The sequence below is a fragment of the Burkholderia ubonensis genome (assembly GCF_001718695.1).
GTDB lineage: Bacteria > Pseudomonadota > Gammaproteobacteria > Burkholderiales > Burkholderiaceae > Burkholderia > Burkholderia ubonensis_B.
Map to the genome: position 1 here is coordinate 1543759 of NZ_CP013420.1, position 20677 is coordinate 1564435.

The following is a 20677-nucleotide window of genomic DNA, read 5'->3' on the forward strand; positions in this document are numbered from 1 at the left end:
CGAAGTCAGCATGCGCAGTATATGAATCACCGGCGCATATGAGACTTTGGAGGAGCATAACAGATGTCCCCGATTTCCGAAGCGCCCGACGCACTCGTCGCGCGGCATGCGCACGGCGGCCGGCCGCTCGTCGCCGTGCTGCACGCGATCCAGGACGAAGCGGGCTACGTGCCGCCCGGTTGCATCGCGCCGCTCGCGAAGGCGCTGAACCTGTCGCGCTCGGAAGTGCACGGCGTCCTCACGTATTACCACCATTTCCGCACCGAGCCGCCGGCGCGCGTGACGATCCAGATGTGCCGCGCCGAAGCATGCCGCAGCATGGGCTGCGAAGCGCTCGCGGCGCACGCGCAAGCGCGCACCGGCTGCACGTTCGACGCGTCGCACGCGGGCGCCGTCGCGCTCGAATCCGTCTACTGCCTGGGGCTCTGCGCGCAATCGCCGTCGATGATGGTCAACGGCGTGCTGCACGCGAGGGTCACCCCGGAGAAATTCGACGCGCTGCTCGCCGACGCCGTCGCCCACGCTCAGGAGGCGGCATGACGACCCGCATCTATGTGCCGCGCGATTCGTCCGCGCTCGCCCTCGGCGCCGACGCGCTCGCCGCCGCGATCGTCGCGGAAGCCGAACGGCGCGGCGTCGCGATCGACCTCGTGCGCAACGGCACGCGCGGCCTGCTGTGGCTCGAACCGCTCGTCGAGGTCGGCACGGCGGCCGGCCGCGTCGGCTATGCGAACCTGTCGGCCGCGGACATACCCGCCCTGTTCGACGCCAACTGGCTCGACGGCGGCGCGCACCCGAGCGGCGTCGGCCTCGTCGACGCGCTGCCGTATCTCGCGCGCCAGCAGCGCCTCACGTTCGCGCGCATCGGCCTGACCGACCCGCTGTCGATCGACGACTACCTGCGGCACGACGGCCTCGCCGGCCTGAAGAACGCGCTCGCGCTCGACGGCGACGCCGCGTGCGACGCGCTGATCGAGTCGGGCCTGCGCGGACGCGGCGGCGCGGCGTTTCCGGCCGGCATCAAATGGCGCACGGTGCGGCACGCGAGCGCGAATCAGAAATACATCGTCTGCAATGCGGACGAAGGCGACTCGGGCACGTTCTCCGATCGCCTGATCATGGAAAGCGATCCGTACTGCCTGATCGAAGGGATGATCATCGCGGGCATCGCGACCGGCGCGACGATCGGCTACATCTACGTGCGCAGCGAATATCCGCACGCGATCGCGACACTCGAAGCCGCGATCGCGCGCGCGCGCGACGCCGGCTGGCTCGGCGCGAGCGTGCTCGGCTCCGCGCACGCGTTCGAGCTGCACGTCGCGAAAGGCGCAGGCTCGTACGTATGCGGCGAGGAAACCGCGCTGCTCGAATCGCTCGAGGGCAAGCGCGGCGTCGTGCGCGCGAAGCCGCCGCTGCCGGCGCTCGCCGGGCTGTTCGGCCAGCCGACCGTGATCAACAACGTGATCACGCTCGCGACCGCACCGGTGATCTTCGCGCGCGGCGCCGCGTTCTATCGCGACTTCGGGATGGGCCGCTCGCGCGGCACGCTGCCGTTCCAGCTCGCCGGCAACATCCGGCACGGCGGCCTCGTCGAACTCGCGTTCGGCGTCACGCTGCGCGAGCTGCTGTTCGATTTCGGCGGCGGCACCGCCAGCGGCCGGTCCGCGCGCGCCGCGCAGGTCGGCGGCCCGCTCGGCACCTACCTGCCCGAGCACCAATGGGACGTGCCGCTCGATTACGAGGCGTACACGGCGATCGGCGCGGTGGTCGGCCACGGCGGCATCGTGCTGCACGACGACACGTCGAACCTCGCCGAGCTCGCCGAGTACGCAATGAAATTCTGCGCGATCGAATCGTGCGGCAAATGCACGCCGTGCCGGATCGGCTCCACGCGCGGCGTCGAGACGATCGCGCGCATCCGCCGGGGCGACACGTCGGAGCGCCAGGTCACGCTGCTGCGCGACCTGTGCGACACGATGCTCGCCGGCTCGCTCTGCGCGATGGGCGGGATGACGCCGTACCCGGTGCTGTCCGCGCTCGACCATTTCCCCGAAGATTTCGGGCTCGCCGCCGGCAAGGATGCCGCGCCGGGCCCGGCCAAGGCCGCGGCCTGACCCAGAAGGAGCATTGCATGTCCCTCGATGCGCTCAATTCCAAGACAAGGCGGCTGCGGCTCGGGCCAGTGCGCGTGCAAGAGCGCCGCGCAGGCGCGCGCGCGCGACCCGTTCGACGACACCGACTACGGCACGCCGCAGCGTTACGCCGATACCGACGTCACGCTCGAGATCGACGGCCAGCCGGTCACGGTGCCGGCCGGCACGTCGGTGATGCGCGCGGCGATCGAAGCCGGCGTGAACGTGCCGAAGCTGTGCGCGACCGACTCGCTCGAACCGTTCGGCTCGTGCCGGCTGTGCCTCGTCGAGATCGAAGGCCGGCGCGGCTATCCGGCGTCGTGCACGACGCCCGCCGAAGCCGGCATGAAGGTGCGCACGCAGTCCGACCGGCTGCAGGCGCTGCGCCGCAACGTGATGGAGCTGTACATCTCCGACCACCCGCTCGACTGCCTCACCTGCCCCGCCAACGGCGACTGCGAACTGCAGGACATGGCGGGCGTCGTCGGGCTGCGCGAGGTGCGCTACGGCTTTGACGGCGCGAACCATCTGCGCGATCAAAAGGACGAGTCGAATCCGTACTTCACGTACGACCCGTCCAAGTGCATCGTCTGCAACCGCTGCGTGCGCGCCTGCGAGGAAACGCAGGGCACGTTCGCGCTGACGATCGCAGCGCGCGGCTTCGAATCGCGCGTCGCCGCGGGCGAAAGCGAAGCGTTCATGGATTCGGAATGCGTGTCGTGCGGCGCGTGCGTGGCCGCGTGCCCGACCGCGACGCTGCAGGAGAAGTCGGTCGTGCAGCTCGGCCAGCCGGAGCACGCGATCGTGACGACCTGCGCGTATTGCGGCGTCGGCTGCTCGTTCAAGGCGGAGATGAAAGGCACGCAGGTCGTGCGGATGACGCCGCACAAGAACGGCCTCGCGAACGAAGGCCACGCGTGCGTGAAGGGACGCTTCGCGTGGGGCTATGCGACGCACAAGGATCGCATCACGAAACCGATGATCCGCGAGAGGATCACCGCCCCGTGGCGCGAAGTGAGCTGGGAAGAGGCGCTCACCTATGCCGCCACGCAGTTCCGCAAGCTGCAGGCGAAGTACGGCCGCGACTCGATCGGCGGCATCACGTCGTCGCGCTGCACGAACGAGGAAACCTATCTCGTGCAGAAGCTCGTGCGCGCCGCGTTCGGCAACAACAACGTCGACACCTGCGCACGCGTGTGCCACTCGCCGACCGGCTACGGCCTGAAGACGACGCTCGGCGAATCGGCCGGCACGCAGACCTTCGCGTCGGTCGCCAAGGCCGACGTGATCGTCGTGATCGGCGCGAACCCGACCGACGGCCACCCCGTGTTCGGCTCGCGCCTGAAGCGCCGCGTGCGCGAAGGCGCGAAGCTGATCGTCGTCGATCCGCGCCGCATCGACGTGGTCGACGGCCCGCACGTGAAGGCGTCGCATCACCTGCAGCTGCGCCCCGGCACCAACGTCGCGATCGTCAATGCGCTCGCGCACGTGATCGTCACCGAAGGGCTCGTCGACACGGCCTTCGTCGCCGAACGCTGCGAGACGCGCGCGTTCGAGCAGTGGCGCGAGTTCGTTTCGCGCGCCGAGAATTCGCCGGAAGCGACCGCGGACGTGACCGGCGTGCCGGCCGAGCAGGTGCGCGCCGCCGCGCGGCTGTATGCGACGGGCGGCAATGCCGCGATCTACTACGGGCTCGGCGTGACCGAGCACGCGCAAGGCTCGACGATGGTGATGGGCATCGCGAACCTCGCGATGGCGACCGGCAACATCGGCCGCGAAGGCGTCGGCGTCAATCCGCTGCGCGGCCAGAACAACGTGCAGGGCTCGTGCGACATGGGCTCGTTCCCGCACGAGCTGCCCGGCTACCGGCATATCGGCGACGCCGGCGTGCGCGCGCTGTTCGAGGACGCGTGGGCGGCCAAGCTGCAGCCGGAGCCGGGGCTGCGCATCCCGAACATGTTCGATGCGGCGCTCGACGGCAGCTTCAAGGGGCTGTACTGCCAGGGCGAGGACATCGTGCAGTCGGACCCGAACACCCAGCACGTCGCGGCCGCGCTGTCGTCGATGGAGTGCATCGTCGTCCAGGACATCTTCCTGAACGAGACGGCGAAGTATGCGCACGTATTCCTGCCCGGTTCGTCGTTCCTCGAGAAGGACGGCACGTTCACGAACGCGGAGCGCCGCATCTCGCGGGTGCGCAAGGTGATGCCCCCGCTCGCCGGCTACGCGGACTGGGAAGTGACGCTGATGCTCTCCCGCGCGCTCGGCTACGAGATGGACTACGCGCATCCTTCGGAGATCATGGACGAGATCGCGCGGCTCACGCCGACCTTCTCGGGCGTGTCGTACGCGAAGCTCGACGCGCTCGGCAGCATCCAGTGGCCATGCAACGAGCATGCGCCGGAAGGCACGCCGACGATGCACACGGATGCGTTCGTGCGCGGCAAGGGCAGGTTCGTGATCACGCAGTTCATTCCGACGCCGGAAAAGGTCACGCAGCGCTACCCGCTGATCCTGACGACGGGCCGCATCCTGTCGCAATACAACGTCGGCGCGCAGACGCGCCGCACCGACAACGTGCAGTGGCACAAGGAGGACCGGCTCGAGATTCATCCGCACGACGCGCAGGACCGCGGGATCCGGAACGGCGACTGGGTCGGCATCGAGTCGCGCGCGGGCCAGACCGTGCTGCGCGCGCTCGTGACCGAGCGCATGCAGCCGGGCGTCGTGTACACGACGTTCCACTTCCCCGAATCGGGCGCGAACGTGATCACGACCGACAGCTCGGACTGGGCGACGAACTGCCCCGAGTACAAGGTGACGGCGGTACAGGTGATGCCGGTCGCGCAGCCGTCCGACTGGCAGCGCGCGTACGCGCGCTTCAACGCCGAGCAGCTCGACCTGCTCGAACGCCGCGCGGCCTCGCCCGCGGCCGCGACGACCGGCAAGTGAGGACGCCATGAACACCGGACACCTGATCGACATGGCCAACCAGATCGGCGAATTCTTCGCGTCGATGCCGGATCGCGACGAAGCACTGGCCGGCATCGCCGACCACATCCGGCGCTTCTGGGAACCGCGGATGCGCCGCGCGCTGCTGGCGGCGTTCGACGATCCGGCCGGCGACGCGGCGCAGCGCGCCGCGCCGATCGTCCGCGAGGCGATTGCCGCCTATCGCGACACGCTGGCGCCCGCCGCCGCGCCCGTCTGAACGCCTGGCCGGCGCATCGCCGCCGCTACGCGGGCAGCGATGCGCCGGCGAACCAGCTTTCACAGTGGCGCAGCAGCGCGTTCGTGTCGGACGCGAGCCGGCCGCGCGCCGCGATATAGCCGTCGGGCCGCACCAGGTAGAACGACGGACGCGACCTGCCGTAGGCGTCAGCCAGCCCCGCTGCGCCGTCGCCTTCGGTATCGGCGACGCGCCACACGCGCACCGCGCCCGGCATGATCCGTTCGAGCGACTGCGCAAGCGCTTGCGCGGCCTCGGCAGCGGGCGGCGGCGCGCCCGCCCCGCCCTCCTGGGGCGGCTCCTCGAGCAGCAGCAGCGTGAAGCCCGTCGGCTCGTGCAGGTCGAACAGCCGCGCGACGCCCGGCGCCTGCCCGAGCGGCCCGTCGATCACGTGCACGAGCGCATCGGGCGCCCGCTCGCCCGCGCGCGGGCCGCCGTCGAGCACGCGCTCGAGCGTGAGCGGGCTCTTGCGGTACTGCACTCCCAGTTCGCTGACCGTGCGCCGCACCGCGTCGCGCATCGGCCCGAACGACGCCAGCAGCGGCACGACGTGATCGCGCAACAGCTTCATCGGCCCGCGATCGGCCTCGACGATCTGCGTCAGGAAGCTCGTCTGCCGCAACACGTCGCGCTCGATCGGATGGCGCTCCGCGTGATACGTGTCGAGCAGCCGCTCCGGCGCCCCCGCGCCCAGCACCCGCGCGAGCTTCCAGCCGAGGTTGAACGCCTCCTGGATGCCGGTGTTCATGCCCTGCGCGCCGGCCGGGCTATGGACGTGCGCGGCGTCGCCCGCGAAGAACACGCGCCCGTGCCGCAAGCGCTCGACCATCCTGCTGTGCAGGTGGAAATAGGACGACCACGTCAGGTCGCTCAGGACGATCGGCGTCCCCATGCGCGCACGGACGATCTCCTGGCATTGTGCAAGCGACGGCCCGCGCTCGTCGGACAGCGCCCCGTTCTCCCGCGGCCGGTCCGCGACCAGCCGGTAGCGGCCGTCGCCCATCGGAAACAGGCCCGCAATGCCTTCCGCCGTCGTGAACAGATGAATCTCGTCGTCCGGCCAGTCGGGAATCGCCGCGAGATCGGCGAGCAGGAACGTCTGCTCGAACGGCCGGCCGGCAAAGCCCACGCCGAGCAGATGCCGCACCGTGCTGTGCGCGCCGTCGGCGGCGATCAGGTACGACGGCGCGCAGCGCGCTTCGCGGCCGTCGGCGCCGCGCAGCGTCACGTCGAGCGACGTGCCGTCCGCCTCGCACGCGACGAGCGTGAGGCCGCGCTCGACCGCGACGCCGAGGCTTTCGAGATGCTCGGCGAGCAACCGCTCCGTGACGCTCTGGTCGAGAAACAGCAGATACGGATAGCGCGTCTGCAGCGGATCGAAATCGAGCCGGGCGATCACGCGGCCGTCCGCGTGCAGCGCCGCCGCGTGCGCGCGATGCCCGCTCGCGAGAAACGGTTCGACCACGCGATGCTGCTCCAGCAATTCGAGCGTGCGCGCCTGGATGCCGATCGCGCGCGAATACGGCGACGGCTCCGCCGCCTGGTCGATCACGCGCACCGGCACGCGCGCCCGGGCAAGGCTCATCGCGGCGGCAAGGCCGGTCGGCCCCGCGCCGACGACCAGCACGGGTGGGATATCGAGCAGTTCGTCGACCATGAGAACCTCGATGACACGCGACCCTGCAAGTCTACGCCGCTCCGCCCGACGGGACCATATGCCGGACGGCCGACGGGGGGCCCTGGCCGGGTATGGGACAATGCGCGTTTCCCGCCAGTTTTCGCGTCATGGATTCCGCTTTCGACCGAGCGTACGCCGCGCATCGCGCGGGCCGCCTCGCCGACGCCGAGCACGGCTACCGCGCCGCGCTCGCCGCCAATCCCGCTGACGCCGACGCGCTGCATCTGTTCGGCGTGCTTCGGCATCAGCAGGGGCAGCACGCCGAAGCGGCCGATCTCGTCGGCCGCGCGGTCGCGCTGCGCCCGGACGATGCCGCGCTGCAGCTCAATCTCGGCAATGCGCTGAAAGCGCTCGGCCGCGTGGAGGAGGCGCTCGACCGCTTTCGCAACGCGCTGACGCTCGCGCCCGAGTTTCCGCTCGCGCACTACAACCTCGGCAACGCGTATGCGGCGCTGCAGCGTCACGACGAGGCGATCGACGCGTTCGGCCGCGCGCTGCGGCTCACGCCCGACGACGCGTCGATCCACAACAATCTCGGCAACGCGCTGAACGCGCTCGGCCGCCACGACGACGCGCTGGCCGCGTTCCATCGCGCGCTGGCGCTGCGGCCGGGCCACGCCGGCGCACACAACAACCTCGCGATGGCGCTGTCCGCGATGGGCCGGGCCGACGACGCGATCGCGCATTTCCACGCGGCCATCGCCGCGCAGCCGCGCTTCGTCGCCGCGCATTTCAACCTCGGCAACACGCTCGACGCGGTCGGCCGCCACGCCGAAGCCGCCGCGGCGTTCGAAGCCGCGCTCGCGCTGCATCCGTCCTTTCCGCTCGCGCTGTTCGGCCTCGCGAACGCGCTGAGCGCGCAGGACCGCCATCGCGACGCGCTGCCCTACTACGAGCGCGCGGTCGGCCTCGATCCGTCGTTCAGCCTCGCATGGCTGAACCTCGGCACCGCGCACCACGCGCTCGGCGCGCACGAGATGGCGCTGCGCGCGTTCGACCAGGCGCTGCGCGTCGAGCCGGACTTCACGCTGGCGCAATTGCATCGCGCGGTCACGCTGCTGACGCTCGGCGATTTCACCCGCGGCCTGCCCGCCTACGAGGCGCGCCACGCCACGCCCGGCGCGACCCCGCTCGGCGCGCTGCCGCGCTGGCAGGGCGAGCCGATCGCGTCGCACACGCTGCTGATCCGCGCGGAGCAAGGGTTCGGCGACACGCTGCAGTTCGTCCGCTTCGTGCCGCTTGCCCGCGCGCGCTGCGCGCACGTCGTGCTCGAAGTGCAGCCGGAACTCGTCGCGCTGCTCGAACCGGCCGCCGCGCGCTGGCGCGTCACGCTCGTCGCGCAGGACACCACGAAAACGCCCGCTGCGGACCTCGGATGCACGCTGATGAGCTTGCCGTTCCTGCTCGGCCTGCAACCGGGCGACATCGCCGCGGGCGCGCGCTATCTCGACGCGCCGGACAGCGCGCGCCGGCGCTTTCGCGGTTCCCTCGGCGGGCAGTCGAGGCGCAAGTTCGGGCTCGCATGGTCCGGGCGCCGACAGGCGCAGGAAAACCGCTCGATGCCGTTCGATGCGCTCGAGCCGCTGTTCGCGTTGCCCGACGTCGACTGGATCGTGCTGCAGCCGGCCGTCGACGACGACGAGCGGGCCCGCCTCGACGCGCATCCGCGCGTCCACCCGTTCGGCGACCGGCTGACCGACTTCGCCGCGACGGCGGCGCTGATCGAACGGCTCGACGGCGTCGTCTCGATCGACACCGCGGCCGCGCACCTCGCCGGCGCGCTCGGCAAGCCGTTGTGGCTGATGCTGCCGTTCGCGGCCGACTGGCGCTGGTTCGGCGGTCGCGACTGCCCGTGGTATCCGCAGGCCCTGCTCGTGCGCCAGCCCGCGCCGGGGCAATGGCGCGACGTCGCGGCGAAAGTCGCCGACGCGCTACGCGCGGCCTGACGGCCGAGGCTCACAGAAAAAACGGAGCGGCGAGGCGCTCCGTTGTTCGTTCGGCGTGTCACACGCGAGGCATCAGGCCGCCTTGTACTGGTTGCGCGCCTCCGGCGTGCGGTACAGCACGAGCGTCGCGATCAGCCCGCAAATCGCGGCGACGCTCAACCACAGGCCCGGCGCGGCCTTGTTGCCGGTCTCGTGGATCAGCAGTGTCGAGATCGCGGGCGTCAAGCCGTCGATCGTCGTCGCGAGGCCGTACGCGAGCGAGAAGGCGGCCCTGTGCACGTCGGCCGGCATCGCTTCGGTCAGCGCGACGACCATCGCGCCGTTGTACGAGCCGTACAGGAACGACAGCCACAGCTCGACCGCGAGCAGCCGCAGGAACGACGGTTCCCCCACGAGCCACTGCACGGCCGGATAGGCCGACAGCAGCGTGAGCACCGTGAACGCGATCAGCACCGGGCGGCGGCCGATGCGGTCCGACAGCGCGCCCGACAACGGCAGCCACACGAGATTGGACAGGCCGACGCACACGGTCACGACGAGCGCATCGAGCGACGACAGGTGCAGCACTTCCTTGCCGAAGGTCGGCGTGTACGCGGTGATCATGTAGAACGACACCGTCGTCATGATCACCATCCCCATCCCGGCGATCACGACGCCCCAGTTCTCGAGCATCGAGCGCATGATCTCCCCCATCGTCGGACGATGATGCTTGGCGAGGAATTCGTCGGTTTCCTTCAGCGAGCGCCGGATCAGGAACAGGAACGGCACGATCAGGCAGCCGATCAGAAACGGAATACGCCAGCCCCATGCCGTCATCTGGTCGGCGGGCAGCATACGGTTCAGCAGCACGCCGACGAACGCGGCGAACACGACCGCCACCTGCTGGCTACCCGATTGCCACGACGTATAGAAGCCCTTGTGCCCCTTCGTCGCGATCTCCGACAGATAGACCGACACGCCGCCGAGCTCGACGCCCGCCGAAAAACCCTGCAGCAACCGGCCGAGCAGCACGAGCGCCGGCGCGAGCACGCCGATCGTCGCGTAGCCGGGGACCGCGGCCACCGTCAGCGTGCCGAGCGCCATCAGCCCCAGCGTCAGGATCAGCCCCTTGCGGCGGCCGTGATGGTCGATGTATGCGCCGAGCACGATCGCGCCGACGGGCCGCATCAGAAAGCCCGCGCCGAACACCGACAGCGACAGCATCAGCGATGCGAACGCGTTGCCGCTCGGGAAGTACGTTTTGGCGATGGCCGACGCGTAATAGCCGTAGACCATGAAGTCGTACATTTCGAGGAAGTTGCCGCTGACGACGCGGAATACGGTGCGGACCTTCGATTCCGTCGCGACGGCAGGCGTGGTGGTGGACATGTTTTTCTCTCGACTCGAATGGGGCGGCGTTCGCGCCGTGGCGATGCAGCGATGTGGCAAGGCCGCGATGGGCGACGCACCGGCCCGGCGCGCACGGACGTCGCCGGCGTGGTCTGAAAATAATGCCATGCGAAGCCGACAATTGCCTTGTGCCCGCAGTGCCCGCGGTGCCGGCCGTGCGGCGTGCGTCGCTGCGTACGGGTCGTACCAGACGGGGCGGTCGGCACGCCAAAATCAGATCGGTCTGATCGACCGATCGCGATCGGCTCACCACAATGTCAGGATTTGCGCGGCGATCCGCGCCCGGTCCGGCGCGGTGGTCGCTTCGCACTGCGTATCCGTCCATGATCCAGCCGCCCGCCGTTCCCGTCGAAGGCAAACTCGCCCTCCCCCGCGTCGCGCCGCTCGGCGGTGTGCCGTCGTTCGGCCGTGAATGGACGTTCCGTCCCGCGTCCGGCGCCGGACGCCGCATGCGCTGCGTCGCCACGCTGACGACCTCATGCGTCGACATCGACGCGCCGCATCGCGCGTGCCGCTGGCTACCGCTGACCGTTGAGCCGCCGTCTGTCGCTCCCACCGCCGATCGGTCCATCGTTCGTACTGCCGGACGCCCGCGCGATCGGCGGGCGTTACACGCCGCGTGCTGGAGCATCGGCGCGCTCGGCATCATCGGCGCGTTGATCGCCACGCATGAACCGTTCCCGCGTTTCGCGCCGGAGCCCGCACGTGAGCACGCCGCCGTCATGCAGCCCCACGCCGCGCCAGCGGCGGCTGCCGTGCGCGTCGCGACGACCGAGCCGATCGCGCCGAATGCCTCGGTCGTCGTCCCGGCTCATCCGCGCGCCGCAGCGCAGCCCGTGCCGACATCATCGGAAGCAGCGCGCCGCGCGCGCGCCGCGGCCACCGCGCCCGCACCATCGCCGCTCGCGTCGGTCGCGGCAGCGGACACGCCGCCGCATCGATCGAACATCGTGCGCACGCTATCTGCGCCACGCTACGCGTCGGCCACTACGCGACCTGCGGCCACATGGCCGATCACAGGCCACACGTCGCAGACGGCATCGCTCGACCACCCGCACCGCTTGCCCCATCCCGACGCATCGCACGATGCAGCCGACGATCTGCTCACGCTGATCGCGCTGGCCGATGCGTTGCAGGCGGAACTCCCCGCGCGTCGGGCCACGATGCCCGCCACCGGTTTCGACTGGACCGCCCGGTTGTCGCACCGCCGCCTGACCGACGCGCCCGACCTGTTCACCCGCTGACTGGCGCGCAAACAAAAAACCCGGCGAAGCATGCTTCGCCGGGTTTCGTTGATACGTCGATCCACGGACCGCCACGTCGTCACTTGTGCGCGGGCAACCCCGTCTCGGTCTGCCGCTCGAGCTGCTGTACCTGCTGCTGCAGTTCGCGCAGTTGCGCCTGCGCTGCGCGCTTCTCGATCTGCAGCGCCTGTGCCTGTTCGCGTGCCGAGCGTTGCCGCTGCGCGACTTCCGCCTGCTGGCTGCGCGCGATGCCCAGGTCCGCCTGCAGCTGCTGCGCGCGACTGTTCGACAATGCGATCACGCGCTCGAGAAACGCCTTCTGCGCCTGCAGTTCGGTCCGGCGGATTTCGATGTCCGACAACTGTACGGTCTGCTGACTGAAGTTCGCATAGACCATTTCCGCGCGACTCTTGTCCTGCGACTTGATCACACGCCACAGGTGCTTGTCCTGGAACAGCGCGACGTAGTACGTCATTTCCTGCGGATCGAACATCAGGCTCGCGCCGTAGCTGCCGTTGTAGGTCGTGCGCATCTCGACCATTCGCCCGTCGTGCAGCAATTGCGTGAGTTCGGCGACGTTGCCTTGCGCGGTCGCATCGGCCGCCGTGGGCGACGTGGCCGACGCCGCGTCGCCACTCAGGCTCGTCACGGCCGGGCGGGTGCCGGCGACGGGCGCCGTGTCGTCGGCGGACCACGCCGCAACGGCGTGCGCGCATGCGGCCATCGCAACGATCCACGTTGCGCATCGGACAGGGGAAAGATTTCTGAAGACCAACGTCAGACTCCGGCGGACGAATCGGAAACTCGCGATTATCGTTCAATTCGCCGAGGCCGCATCTCGAATTTAGCGAGATGCGGCGCGTCGCTGCAATGCTCGACGGTCTTACAGGCGGGTCTCGCGCGCAGCACGCAGGAACGCGTCGAGCAGTGGCGTGCAATCGAGCAGTTCGGCCCCGCCCGCGCGATGGAACTCGGGGTGCCACTGCACGCCGACGACGAACGGCGCACGCCGGTAGCGGATGCCCTCGATGATCCCGTCGCCGGCCGAGACGGCCTCGATGTTCAGGTCACGGCCCAGGTCGCGGATCGCCTGGTGGTGAATCGAGTTGACGATCGCCTCGCGGCGCCCCGGGAACATGCTCGCGAGCGTCGAGCTGTCGGGGAACCGGATCGCGTGGCGGTGCTGGTCGTAATGCTCGCTCACGTGCGGGTTCGCGGTCGGCACGTCGGTCGCGATGTCCTGGTAGAGCGACCCGCCGAACGCGACGTTGATCAGCTGGCAGCCGCGGCACACGCCGAGCACCGGCTTGCCGGACTCGACGAATTCGTGCAGCAGCTCGAGCTCGTACATGTCGCGCACGCGGTCGCCCGGCCATTCGGGATGTGCGTCCGACGCCGCGTAGGTCTGCGGCGACACGTCGGCGCCGCCCTGCAGCAGCAGGCCGTCGAGATGCTTCGCATAGTCGCGCAGGCGGATGTTGCTCGGATGCAGCATCCCCTGATGACCGACGGTCGGAATCATGAAGACCAGCACGTCGCGCGACATCACCCAGTGCGCGATCGATTCCTCCAGATACTGCAGCGTCTTGCCGCGCAGCCCCTTTGCACCGGGCTCCGGATGGAAGATCCGCGCGGACACGCCGATGCGCAGCGTGCGCTGCGTGATGCGCTGGCCGGCGCGGTCGAACAGGCGGCGCGCGCGCGCCGCGATGATCCGGCCGAACACCGACCATGGCGTGTCGCTCTGCTTCAGGTAGGCGGGCGGCGCGGTCTGCGCGCTCGCGGGCGGCGGCCGCGGCGTGTCGAAGTCGGGCGGCGCGCCGAATCCCGGCGGCGGCGCGCCCGGCTTGCGTTCGTTCGCCGTCGCGCCTGCCGTCGTGCCGGCGCTGCCGGCAGCGACCCCCGGCGCACCCGGCTCGGACGTCCCGGTAACGGGCGAAGCGCCCGCCCCGGCGACGTCATGGACGACGCCTTGTGCCTCGGACGTCTGGGCGGCCGTGCCGGCCGCTGCGTTCACCGAAATCGGACGGGTGGGATCGGAAGAAGGAGATGACGTGCCGGCCGAGCCGGCGAAGGAAGGCGTGTTTTCGCTCATGACGGTGGTCTGCTGCGTCGCTCACGCGGGTGGATTGACGAAGGTTCATTATGCTTCAGTGCCCGATCGCGCGGGGAGCCGACAACATCTTGTCATCAATGTTGCAAGGGTCCGGTCACTTCCCGCACGGAAATCGCCGCCCGCCGGACGTGCTGGACTTCAGTGATATATCACCATAATATCGACGCATTGCCCACGCGCCGGAACAATCCGCATGCCCTCGCCTCACCCGGCCGCCACGCCGCCATCCGCATGAACACCCGGATCGACGCCCCGCACGCCCGCCGGCCCCCTGCCTCGTCCGCCAGCCTCGCCGAACGCGCGTATGCGCTGATCCAGCGCGACATCATCACGATGCGCCTCAAGCCCGGCGCCGCGCTCAACGAAGCCGAGCTCGTCGCGCGCACCGGCATCGGCCGCACGCCGGTCCATCAGGCCGTGCATCGCCTCGTGCTCGAGGGGCTGCTGTCGGTCATCCCGCGCAAGGGGCTGATGGTGCAGCCGCTGTCGCTCGACGACATCGTCGCGATCATCGACGTGCGGCGCATCAATGAAGCGCACTGCGCCGAACTCGCCGCCCGCCACGCGACGCCGGACGATTTCGCGCGCCTGGCCGCGCTGCTCGACGACGGCGAGACCCGCGCCGACGCGCACGACGTCGAGGGGATGATGGAGCTCGACCGCGCGTTTCATCTGACGATCGGCGCGGCCGCGCGCAACCCGGTGCTGGCCGAGATCCTGCGCGGGCTGCACGAGCGCTCGCTGCGCTTCTGGTTCGTCACGCTGTCCGCACCGGACCACCTCGCCGACGTCCAGCGCGAACACCGCGAACTGTTCGAGCGGCTCGCCGCGCGCGACGCCGCCGGTGCGCGCGCGGCCGTCGAACGCCATATCGACTCGTTCCGCGCCACACTTGTTCAACATCTTCACCCCTGAGCCGACCATGACCACTTTCACGCCCTTCCCTCCGCTCGCCCAGCTCGCCGCGGATCTCGCGTCCGGCAGGACGACGAGCCGCGCGCTCGTCGACACCGCGCTCGCACGGATCGCCGATCCGGCCGGCCAGGGCGCGGTCGTGTTCACCGAAGTCGACGCCGACAACGCGCGCGCCGCCGCCGATGCGCACGACCGGCTGCGCGCGGCCGGCACCGTGCTGTCGCCGCTCGCGGGCATCCCGGTGTCGGTGAAGGACCTGTTCGACGTCGCCGGCCAGGTGACGCGGGCCGGCTCGCGCGTGCTCGACGGCGCGCCGCCCGCCGCGACCGACGCGATCGCCGTCGCGCGGCTCAAGCGCGCGGGCGCGGTGCTGGTCGGCCGCACCAACATGAGCGAATTCGCGTTCTCCGGCCTCGGCCTGAATCCGCATTTCGGCACGCCGCGCTCGCCGTATCGCCGCGACGTGCCGGGCGACGCGCGGATCGCCGGCGGCTCGTCGTCGGGCGCTGCCGCGTCCGTCGCCGACGGCATGGCGGCCGTCGCGCTCGGCACCGACACCGGCGGCTCGATCCGCATCCCGGCCGCGCTGTGCGGGCTGACGGGCTTCAAGCCGACCGCGAGCCGGATTCCGCGGCAAGGCGGCGTGCCGCTGTCGACGACGCTCGACTCGTTCGGCCCGATCGGCCTGACGGTCGCGTGCTGCGCGCTCGTCGACCGGATGCTCGCCGGCCTCGAGCCGCACGTGCCCGCCGCGCGCCCGCTCGAAGGCGTGCGGCTCGGCGTGCTGACGAATTATGTGACGGACGGCGTCGACGCCGAGGTCGCCGCATCGCTCGACGCCGCGCTCAAGCATCTGGAAGCGGCCGGCGCGATCGTCGCCGAGGTGCGCTTCGCGGCGCTCGACCGGCTGCCGGACATCAACTGCTTCGGCTTCTCGCCGATCGAGGCCTACGCATGGCACCGGCCGCTGCTCGCGCGGCACCGCGAACGTTACGACCCGCGCGTGCTGACGCGGATCCTGAAGGGCGAGCCCGCGAGCGCGGCTGACTACCTCGACCTGCTCGCCGCGCGCCACGCGCTGCTCGACGAAGCTGCGCACACGGTCTGGTCGCGCTTCGATGCGCTGGTCGCGCCGACGGTGCCGGTCGTGCCGCCGCGCATCGCCGAACTGGAAACGGACGACGACGCGTTCGCGCGCGCGAACGCGCTGATCCTGCGCAACCCGAGCGCGTTCAACTTCCTCGACGCATGCGCGCTGTCGCTGCCGTGCCATCCGCGCGACGCCGCGCCGGTCGGCCTGATGCTCGCCGCCGCGCCGCATCGCGACGACGCGCTGCTCGCGATCGGCCAGGCGGTGGAAGCGGTGCTGAACACGATCCGCTGACGCGTGAGCGGGGCGCGACGAGCGCGCTGTCGGTTTCGTGCCAGTCCGTTCGCGCTAAAATCGCGCGATTGTTTTCCGGACCGACCCACGAGGAACCTCGCTGACCCATGAACGACCACACGCTTGCGCTACGCCGTGAACGCCGCCTGCTGATGCTGCTCGGCTGGGTATGCATCGCCCTGCTCGCCGGCGCGCTCTATCTGCAGTACGTGAAGAACGAGGACCCATGCCCGCTGTGCATCATCCAGCGCTACTTCTTCGCGGCGATCGGCATCTTCGCGTTCCTCGCCGCCGGGATGCGCCACTGGCGCGGCGTCTGGCTGCTCGAATTGCTGATCGCGATCTCGGCGGCCGCCGGCGTCGGCACCGCCGCGCGGCATCTGTCGATCCAGATGAACCCCGGCTTCAGCTGCGGCTTCGACACGCTGCAGCCGATCGTCGACAGCCTGCCGCCCGCGCACTGGTTCCCCGGCATGTTCAAGGTCGCCGGTCTGTGCGAGACGGTCTATCCGCCGATTTTCGGCATCCTGCTGCCCGGCTGGGCGCTGATCGGCTTCGCGGCGATCCTGATCCCGGTTGCCGCGAGCCTCTGGCGCCATCGCCGCAAACTCGCACGCTGAAGCGACGCGGCCGAGCCGCACCGGCCGCGTCCATCGGGCGCGAGACAGCCGGCGCGGCGCCGCTCCACCTGCGCGCTCGAACCCTCAACGCCTCCCGCGCCGATTCCCCGGCTCGCTCGCGCAACCCCTCTGCACGCGCGTTTCCGCCCGCGCCGCGCACCTCGGCGCCCTGCCCGTGCGCAGCCGGCCTATGATCGACATGATCGCCGTCTGATAGCCCGGATCACCGCGCCGCCATGTTGCCGGCGCGTCGCGGTGTTATCTTCCCGACTGGATGGCGATCTACGTGCGCGAGGCCGGGCGGTTTCGACCCCTGCGTAACGCGCGCCTGATCCGCAATGTCGACCGGATTCATCATGACAACGCAAACCATCCGCATCTGTCACCCTCATGGCGTCCGCGCCGCATTCGGCGGCGCACCTCGCCCGCCCCGCTCCGGGCCCGCCGGCCCGCGCCGCGCATCCTGCGCCGACCGTCCGGGAGCGCGCTGATGGAACCGTGGCTCGGCGATCTCCAGCACATGCTCGCGCACGGCGAAGCGGCCGTGCTCGTCACCGTCGCGCACACCGACGGCTCCGCGCCGCGCGAAGCCGGCACCAAGATGCTCGTGACGCGCGACACCGCGCGCCACACGATCGGCGGCGGCCATCTGGAATGGAAGGCAATCGAAATCGCGCGACACCTGCTGAAGGACGGCGCGCACGTGCCGCACGCACGCAAGCTCGAGCGGCTCGCGCTCGGCCCGAGCCTCGGCCAGTGCTGCGGCGGCGCGGTGGTGCTCGCGTTCGAGCGGCTCGACGTCGGCGATCTCGGCTGGATCATGTCGCTCGCGAAACGCGTCGCGGCCGGCGCCGCGACCGTGCGCAGCGTATCATTCGGCCCCTCGCCGGGCGCGCCGCTCCTGAGCGAGCCGGAGCCGGCCGCCGCGCGCGCCGACTGCCTGCTGTGGGAAACCGGCGGCGTCGCGCTGATGACCGAGACGATCGCGCCGCATGCGTTCCCGGTCGTGCTGTTCGGCGCCGGGCACGTGAGCGCCGCGCTCGTGAAAGTGCTCGCGACGCTGCCGTGCAGCCGTGCGCTGGGTCGACCGGCGCGACGCGGCGTTCCCGCCGTCCGACACGCTCGCCGGGATCGGCAACCTGACGATCGACGCGAGCGACACGCCGGACGACGCCGTCGACGCCGCGCCGCCGCAGAGCTACTTCGTCGTGATGACGCACGATCATGCGCGCGACTTCGCGCTGGCCGAGCGTATCCTGCGGCGCGGCGACTACGCGTACTTCGGGATGATCGGCTCGCACACGAAGCGCGTGCAGTTCGATCACCGGCTCGCGGCGATCGGCATCGATCCGGCGCAGATCGCGCGGATGCGCTGCCCGATCGGCGTCGAAGGCATCGTCGACAAGGCGCCCGAAGTGATCGCGATCTCGGTGGCCGCGCAGTTGCTGCAGGCCGTCGAAGCGCATGCGCCCGCGCAGGCCTCCCCTACTTTCTGACCGACCAAGAAAAACGCCATGACCCCGACATTCAAAGAGAAAATCGCCCGTGCGCCGAAAGCGGAGCTGCACATCCATATCGAAGGCTCGCTCGAGCCGGAGCTGATCTTCACGCTCGCGAAGCGCAACGACGTGAAGCTCGCGTACGACTCGATCGACGCGCTGCGCGCCGCATACGCGTTCACCGACCTGCAGTCGTTCCTCGACATCTACTACGCGGGCGCGAGCGTGCTGCTCACCGAGCAGGATTTCTACGACATGACGGCTGCGTACTGCGAACGCGCGCTCGCGGACAACGTCGTCCACACCGAGCTGTTCTTCGACCCGCAGACGCACACCGAGCGCGGCGTGCCGATCGAAACGGTCGTCGCGGGGATCGAGCGCGCGCTCGCCGACGCGGAGCAGCGCGGCCTGTCGAGCCGGCTGATCATGTGCTTCCTGCGCCATCTGTCCGAAGAGGATGCGCTCGCGACGTTCGACGCCGCGCTGCCGCTCTTCGAGCAGTACAAGCATCGCCTGATCGGCGTCGGCCTCGACTCGTCCGAGCGCGGCAACCCGCCGTCGAAGTTCGCGCGGGTGTTCGAGAAGGCGCGCGCGCTCGGCCTGAAGCTCGTCGCGCACGCGGGCGAGGAAGGCCCGCCCGCATATGTGCATGAAGCGCTCGACCTGCTGAAGGTCGACCGGATCGACCACGGCGTGCGCAGCATCGAGGATGCGGCGCTCGTCGAGCGTCTCGCCCGATCGCGAATGGCGCTCACCGTCTGCCCGCTGTCGAACCTGAAGCTGTGCGTGTTCGACGACATGGCGAAGCACACGCTGAAGGCGCTGCTCGACCAGGGCGTCGCGGTGACGATCAATTCCGACGATCCGGCCTACTTCGGCGGCTACGTCAACGACAACTATTTCGCGACCGTCGAAGGGCTGCGCCTGACGGACGCGGAAGTCCACACCGTGATCCGCAACGGCTTCGAGGCGTCGTTCGTCGACGCCGCGCAGCGCGACGCGCTGACCGCGCGCCTCGACGCGTACTGGCACGCCGCCTGACGATGCGGCCGACGAATGCGGACCGCCGCGGTCACGGCGACAGACCTTGAGGATGAGGAACGCTTTTCCGATTGATATCCGAGACGGCGCGGGCCGTCGCAACCCGCCCCGCGCCGCCGCTCGCACCACGCTGATCGTTTTTTCCACGCAGGACCATTCGTCATGACGCAAACCGCTTTCCGCGCCCGGCTGCTGACCTTCAGCGGCGACCCGGCGCAATCCGCCCAGGCCGTGCACTACGAGACCGACGGCCTTCTGATCGTCGACGACGGCAAGGTCGTCGCGGCCGGCCCGCACGCGCGGCTCGCCGCGACGCTGCCGCCCGACGCGCTCGTGCACGACCTGCGCGACAAGCTGATCGTGCCCGGCTTCATCGACACGCACATCCACTATCCGCAGACGGACATGATCGCATCGCCGGCGCCCGGCCTGCTGCCGTGGCTCGACAAGTACACGTTCCCGACCGAGCGGCAGTTCGGCGACGCCGACCATGCGCGCGAGGTCGCGGAATTCTTCGTCGACGAGCTGCTCGCGTGCGGCACGACGAGCGCGCTCGTCTACTGCACGGTGCACAAGCAGTCGGCGGACGCGCTGTTCACGGTGAGCGACGCGCGCGACCTGCGGATGATCGCGGGCAAGGTGCTGATGGACCGCAACTGCCCCGAATTCCTGCGCGATACCGCGCAATCGGGGTACGACGACAGCGCGGAGCTGATCGGCCGCTGGCACGGCCGCGGCCGCCAGATGTACGCGCTCACGCCGCGCTTCGCGCCGACGTCGACCGACGCGCAGCTCGAAGCGTGCGCCGAACTCGCGCGCCGCCATCCGGACGTGTTCGTGCAGAGCCACGTCGCCGAGAACGTCGACGAGGTGAAATGGGCGGCCGAGCTGTTCCCCGGCCACCGCAGCTACCTCGACATCTACGATCATTACGGGCTGCTGCGCCGCCGCGCGGTGTACGGCCACTGCATCCATCTCGACGACGAGGACCGCCGCCGGATGGCCGAGACGGGCACCGTGGTCGCGCACTGCCCGACGTCGAACTTCTTCCTCGGCAGCGGCCTGTTCGACTTCGACAAGGCGGGCGAATACGGCGTGCCGGTCGCGCTCGCGACCGACGTCGGCGGCGGCACGTCGTTCTCGATGCTGCAGACGATGAACGAGGCGCACAAGGTCGCGCGGCTGTCCGGGCATCACCTGAGCGCCACGCGGATGTTCTGGCTCGCGACCGCGGGCGCCGCGCAGGCGCTCGACCTCGCGGACACGGTCGGCACGCTCGCGCCGCGCACCGAGGCGGACTTCGTCGTGCTCGATCCGCAGGCGACGCCGCTGCTCGCGCGCCGCACGCAGCGCGCGGAATCGCTCGAGGAGCTGCTGTTCGCGTTCGCGCTGCTCGGCGACGACCGGGCCGTGTACCGTACTTACGCGGCCGGCCGCTGCGTGCACGAGCGCGGCACCGCGCGCCGCGCCGCCTGACCGAACGC

Annotated in this window: 14 protein-coding genes and 2 pseudogenes; 12 read left to right on the plus strand and 4 right to left on the minus strand. The window is 70.1% G+C overall.

The features are described 5' to 3' along the window. Window positions 1–63 precede the first annotated feature (63 nt). The 4 genes and pseudogenes from WJ35_RS06980 to WJ35_RS06995 all read left to right on the plus strand — a co-directional run bounded on the left by WJ35_RS06980 (window position 64) and on the right by WJ35_RS06995 (window position 5343). Window positions 64–540: an NAD(P)H-dependent oxidoreductase subunit E gene (locus tag WJ35_RS06980; protein WP_060231221.1), complete on the plus strand. Its 477-nt coding sequence runs from the start codon at window positions 64–66 to the stop codon at window positions 538–540. Next, window positions 537–2114, plus strand: a complete 1578-nt coding sequence (locus WJ35_RS06985) for a formate dehydrogenase beta subunit (protein ID WP_060231223.1) — start codon at window positions 537–539, stop codon at window positions 2112–2114. Before WJ35_RS06980 ends, WJ35_RS06985 begins: the two co-directional genes overlap by 4 nt. A 17-nt stretch (window positions 2115–2131) precedes the next feature. Then, a pseudogene (gene fdhF / locus WJ35_RS06990) lies at window positions 2132–5084 on the plus strand (formate dehydrogenase subunit alpha). A 7-nt stretch (window positions 5085–5091) separates the two neighbouring features. Beyond that, complete coding sequence (locus WJ35_RS06995) at window positions 5092–5343, plus strand: formate dehydrogenase subunit delta (protein ID WP_010091725.1); 252 nt, start codon at window positions 5092–5094, stop codon at window positions 5341–5343. A 25-nt stretch (window positions 5344–5368) separates the two neighbouring features. Here the strand turns inward: WJ35_RS06995 and WJ35_RS07000 are convergent, their stop codons facing one another. Continuing rightward, complete coding sequence (locus WJ35_RS07000) at window positions 5369–7018, minus strand: FAD-dependent monooxygenase (RefSeq protein WP_069238956.1); 1650 nt, start codon at window positions 7016–7018, stop codon at window positions 5369–5371. 128 nt (window positions 7019–7146) lie between these two features. Between WJ35_RS07000 and WJ35_RS07005 the strand changes: the two genes are divergently transcribed. Beyond that, window positions 7147–8985 (plus strand): tetratricopeptide repeat protein, encoded by a 1839-nt coding sequence (locus WJ35_RS07005; RefSeq protein WP_069238957.1) that lies wholly within the window; start codon window positions 7147–7149, stop codon window positions 8983–8985. A gap of 72 nt (window positions 8986–9057) precedes the next feature. On the opposite strand, the gene WJ35_RS07010 is transcribed toward WJ35_RS07005, so the two are convergent. Continuing rightward, window positions 9058–10353, minus strand: a complete 1296-nt coding sequence (locus WJ35_RS07010) for an MFS transporter (RefSeq protein ID WP_069238958.1) — start codon at window positions 10351–10353, stop codon at window positions 9058–9060. A 344-nt stretch (window positions 10354–10697) separates the two neighbouring features. Between WJ35_RS07010 and WJ35_RS07015 the strand changes: the two genes are divergently transcribed. Then, the gene (locus WJ35_RS07015; RefSeq protein ID WP_011883783.1) at window positions 10698–11618 is read left to right on the plus strand and encodes a hypothetical protein; all 921 of its coding nucleotides are present in this window, start codon (window positions 10698–10700) and stop codon (window positions 11616–11618) included. Between the two features lie 79 nt (window positions 11619–11697). On the opposite strand, the gene WJ35_RS07020 is transcribed toward WJ35_RS07015, so the two are convergent. Continuing rightward, a complete protein-coding gene (locus tag WJ35_RS07020; RefSeq protein WP_420480902.1) occupies window positions 11698–12342 on the minus strand; it encodes a DUF2968 domain-containing protein in 645 nt (214 codons plus the stop codon). A 159-nt stretch (window positions 12343–12501) separates the two neighbouring features. Beyond that, window positions 12502–13713, minus strand: a complete 1212-nt coding sequence (locus tag WJ35_RS07025) for a gamma-glutamyl-gamma-aminobutyrate hydrolase family protein (RefSeq protein WP_060231233.1) — start codon at window positions 13711–13713, stop codon at window positions 12502–12504. Window positions 13714–13965: 252 nt separating this feature from the next. On the opposite strand from WJ35_RS07025, the gene WJ35_RS07030 reads away from it, so the two are divergent. The 6 genes and pseudogenes from WJ35_RS07030 to guaD all read left to right on the plus strand — a co-directional run bounded on the left by WJ35_RS07030 (window position 13966) and on the right by guaD (window position 20669). Continuing rightward, on the plus strand, window positions 13966–14649 hold the full coding sequence (locus tag WJ35_RS07030) for a GntR family transcriptional regulator (RefSeq protein WP_060231236.1): 684 nt from the start codon (window positions 13966–13968) through the stop codon (window positions 14647–14649). A gap of 7 nt (window positions 14650–14656) precedes the next feature. Beyond that, window positions 14657–16033, plus strand: a complete 1377-nt coding sequence (locus tag WJ35_RS07035) for an amidase (protein WP_060231238.1) — start codon at window positions 14657–14659, stop codon at window positions 16031–16033. A gap of 107 nt (window positions 16034–16140) precedes the next feature. Next, window positions 16141–16653, plus strand: coding sequence for a disulfide bond formation protein B (locus tag WJ35_RS07040; protein WP_069238960.1), 513 nt, complete (start codon window positions 16141–16143; stop codon window positions 16651–16653). 490 nt (window positions 16654–17143) lie between these two features. After that, window positions 17144–18149, plus strand: a pseudogene (gene xdhC, locus WJ35_RS07045) (xanthine dehydrogenase accessory protein XdhC). An 18-nt stretch (window positions 18150–18167) separates the two neighbouring features. Then, window positions 18168–19193, plus strand: a complete 1026-nt coding sequence (locus tag WJ35_RS07050; protein WP_060231240.1) for an adenosine deaminase — start codon at window positions 18168–18170, stop codon at window positions 19191–19193. Window positions 19194–19355: 162 nt separating this feature from the next. Next, entirely contained in the window at window positions 19356–20669 is a 1314-nt protein-coding gene (guaD, locus tag WJ35_RS07055; protein WP_010091714.1) for a guanine deaminase, read from the plus strand. Window positions 20670–20677 lie beyond the last annotated feature (8 nt).

Excerpts from the sequence above, each read along its gene's own strand:
- WJ35_RS07030 (WP_060231236.1), top strand. The coding sequence starts at position 13,966 with ATGAACACCCGGATCGACGCCCCGCACGCCCGCCGGCCCCCTGCCTCG.
- WJ35_RS07035 (WP_060231238.1), top strand. The coding sequence starts at position 14,657 with ATGACCACTTTCACGCCCTTCCCTCCGCTCGCCCAGCTCGCCGCGGAT.
- WJ35_RS06980 (WP_060231221.1), top strand. The coding sequence starts at position 64 with ATGTCCCCGATTTCCGAAGCGCCCGACGCACTCGTCGCGCGGCATGCG.
- WJ35_RS07040 (WP_069238960.1), top strand. The coding sequence starts at position 16,141 with ATGAACGACCACACGCTTGCGCTACGCCGTGAACGCCGCCTGCTGATG.
- WJ35_RS07000 (WP_069238956.1), bottom strand. The coding sequence starts at position 7,018 with ATGGTCGACGAACTGCTCGATATCCCACCCGTGCTGGTCGTCGGCGCG.
- guaD (WP_010091714.1), top strand. The coding sequence starts at position 19,356 with ATGACGCAAACCGCTTTCCGCGCCCGGCTGCTGACCTTCAGCGGCGAC.
- WJ35_RS07020 (WP_420480902.1), bottom strand. The coding sequence starts at position 12,342 with ATGGCCGCATGCGCGCACGCCGTTGCGGCGTGGTCCGCCGACGACACG.
- WJ35_RS07050 (WP_060231240.1), top strand. The coding sequence starts at position 18,168 with ATGACCCCGACATTCAAAGAGAAAATCGCCCGTGCGCCGAAAGCGGAG.
- WJ35_RS06985 (WP_060231223.1), top strand. The coding sequence starts at position 537 with ATGACGACCCGCATCTATGTGCCGCGCGATTCGTCCGCGCTCGCCCTC.
- WJ35_RS07005 (WP_069238957.1), top strand. The coding sequence starts at position 7,147 with ATGGATTCCGCTTTCGACCGAGCGTACGCCGCGCATCGCGCGGGCCGC.
- WJ35_RS06995 (WP_010091725.1), top strand. The coding sequence starts at position 5,092 with ATGAACACCGGACACCTGATCGACATGGCCAACCAGATCGGCGAATTC.
- WJ35_RS07015 (WP_011883783.1), top strand. The coding sequence starts at position 10,698 with ATGATCCAGCCGCCCGCCGTTCCCGTCGAAGGCAAACTCGCCCTCCCC.
- WJ35_RS07010 (WP_069238958.1), bottom strand. The coding sequence starts at position 10,353 with ATGTCCACCACCACGCCTGCCGTCGCGACGGAATCGAAGGTCCGCACC.
- WJ35_RS07025 (WP_060231233.1), bottom strand. The coding sequence starts at position 13,713 with ATGAGCGAAAACACGCCTTCCTTCGCCGGCTCGGCCGGCACGTCATCT.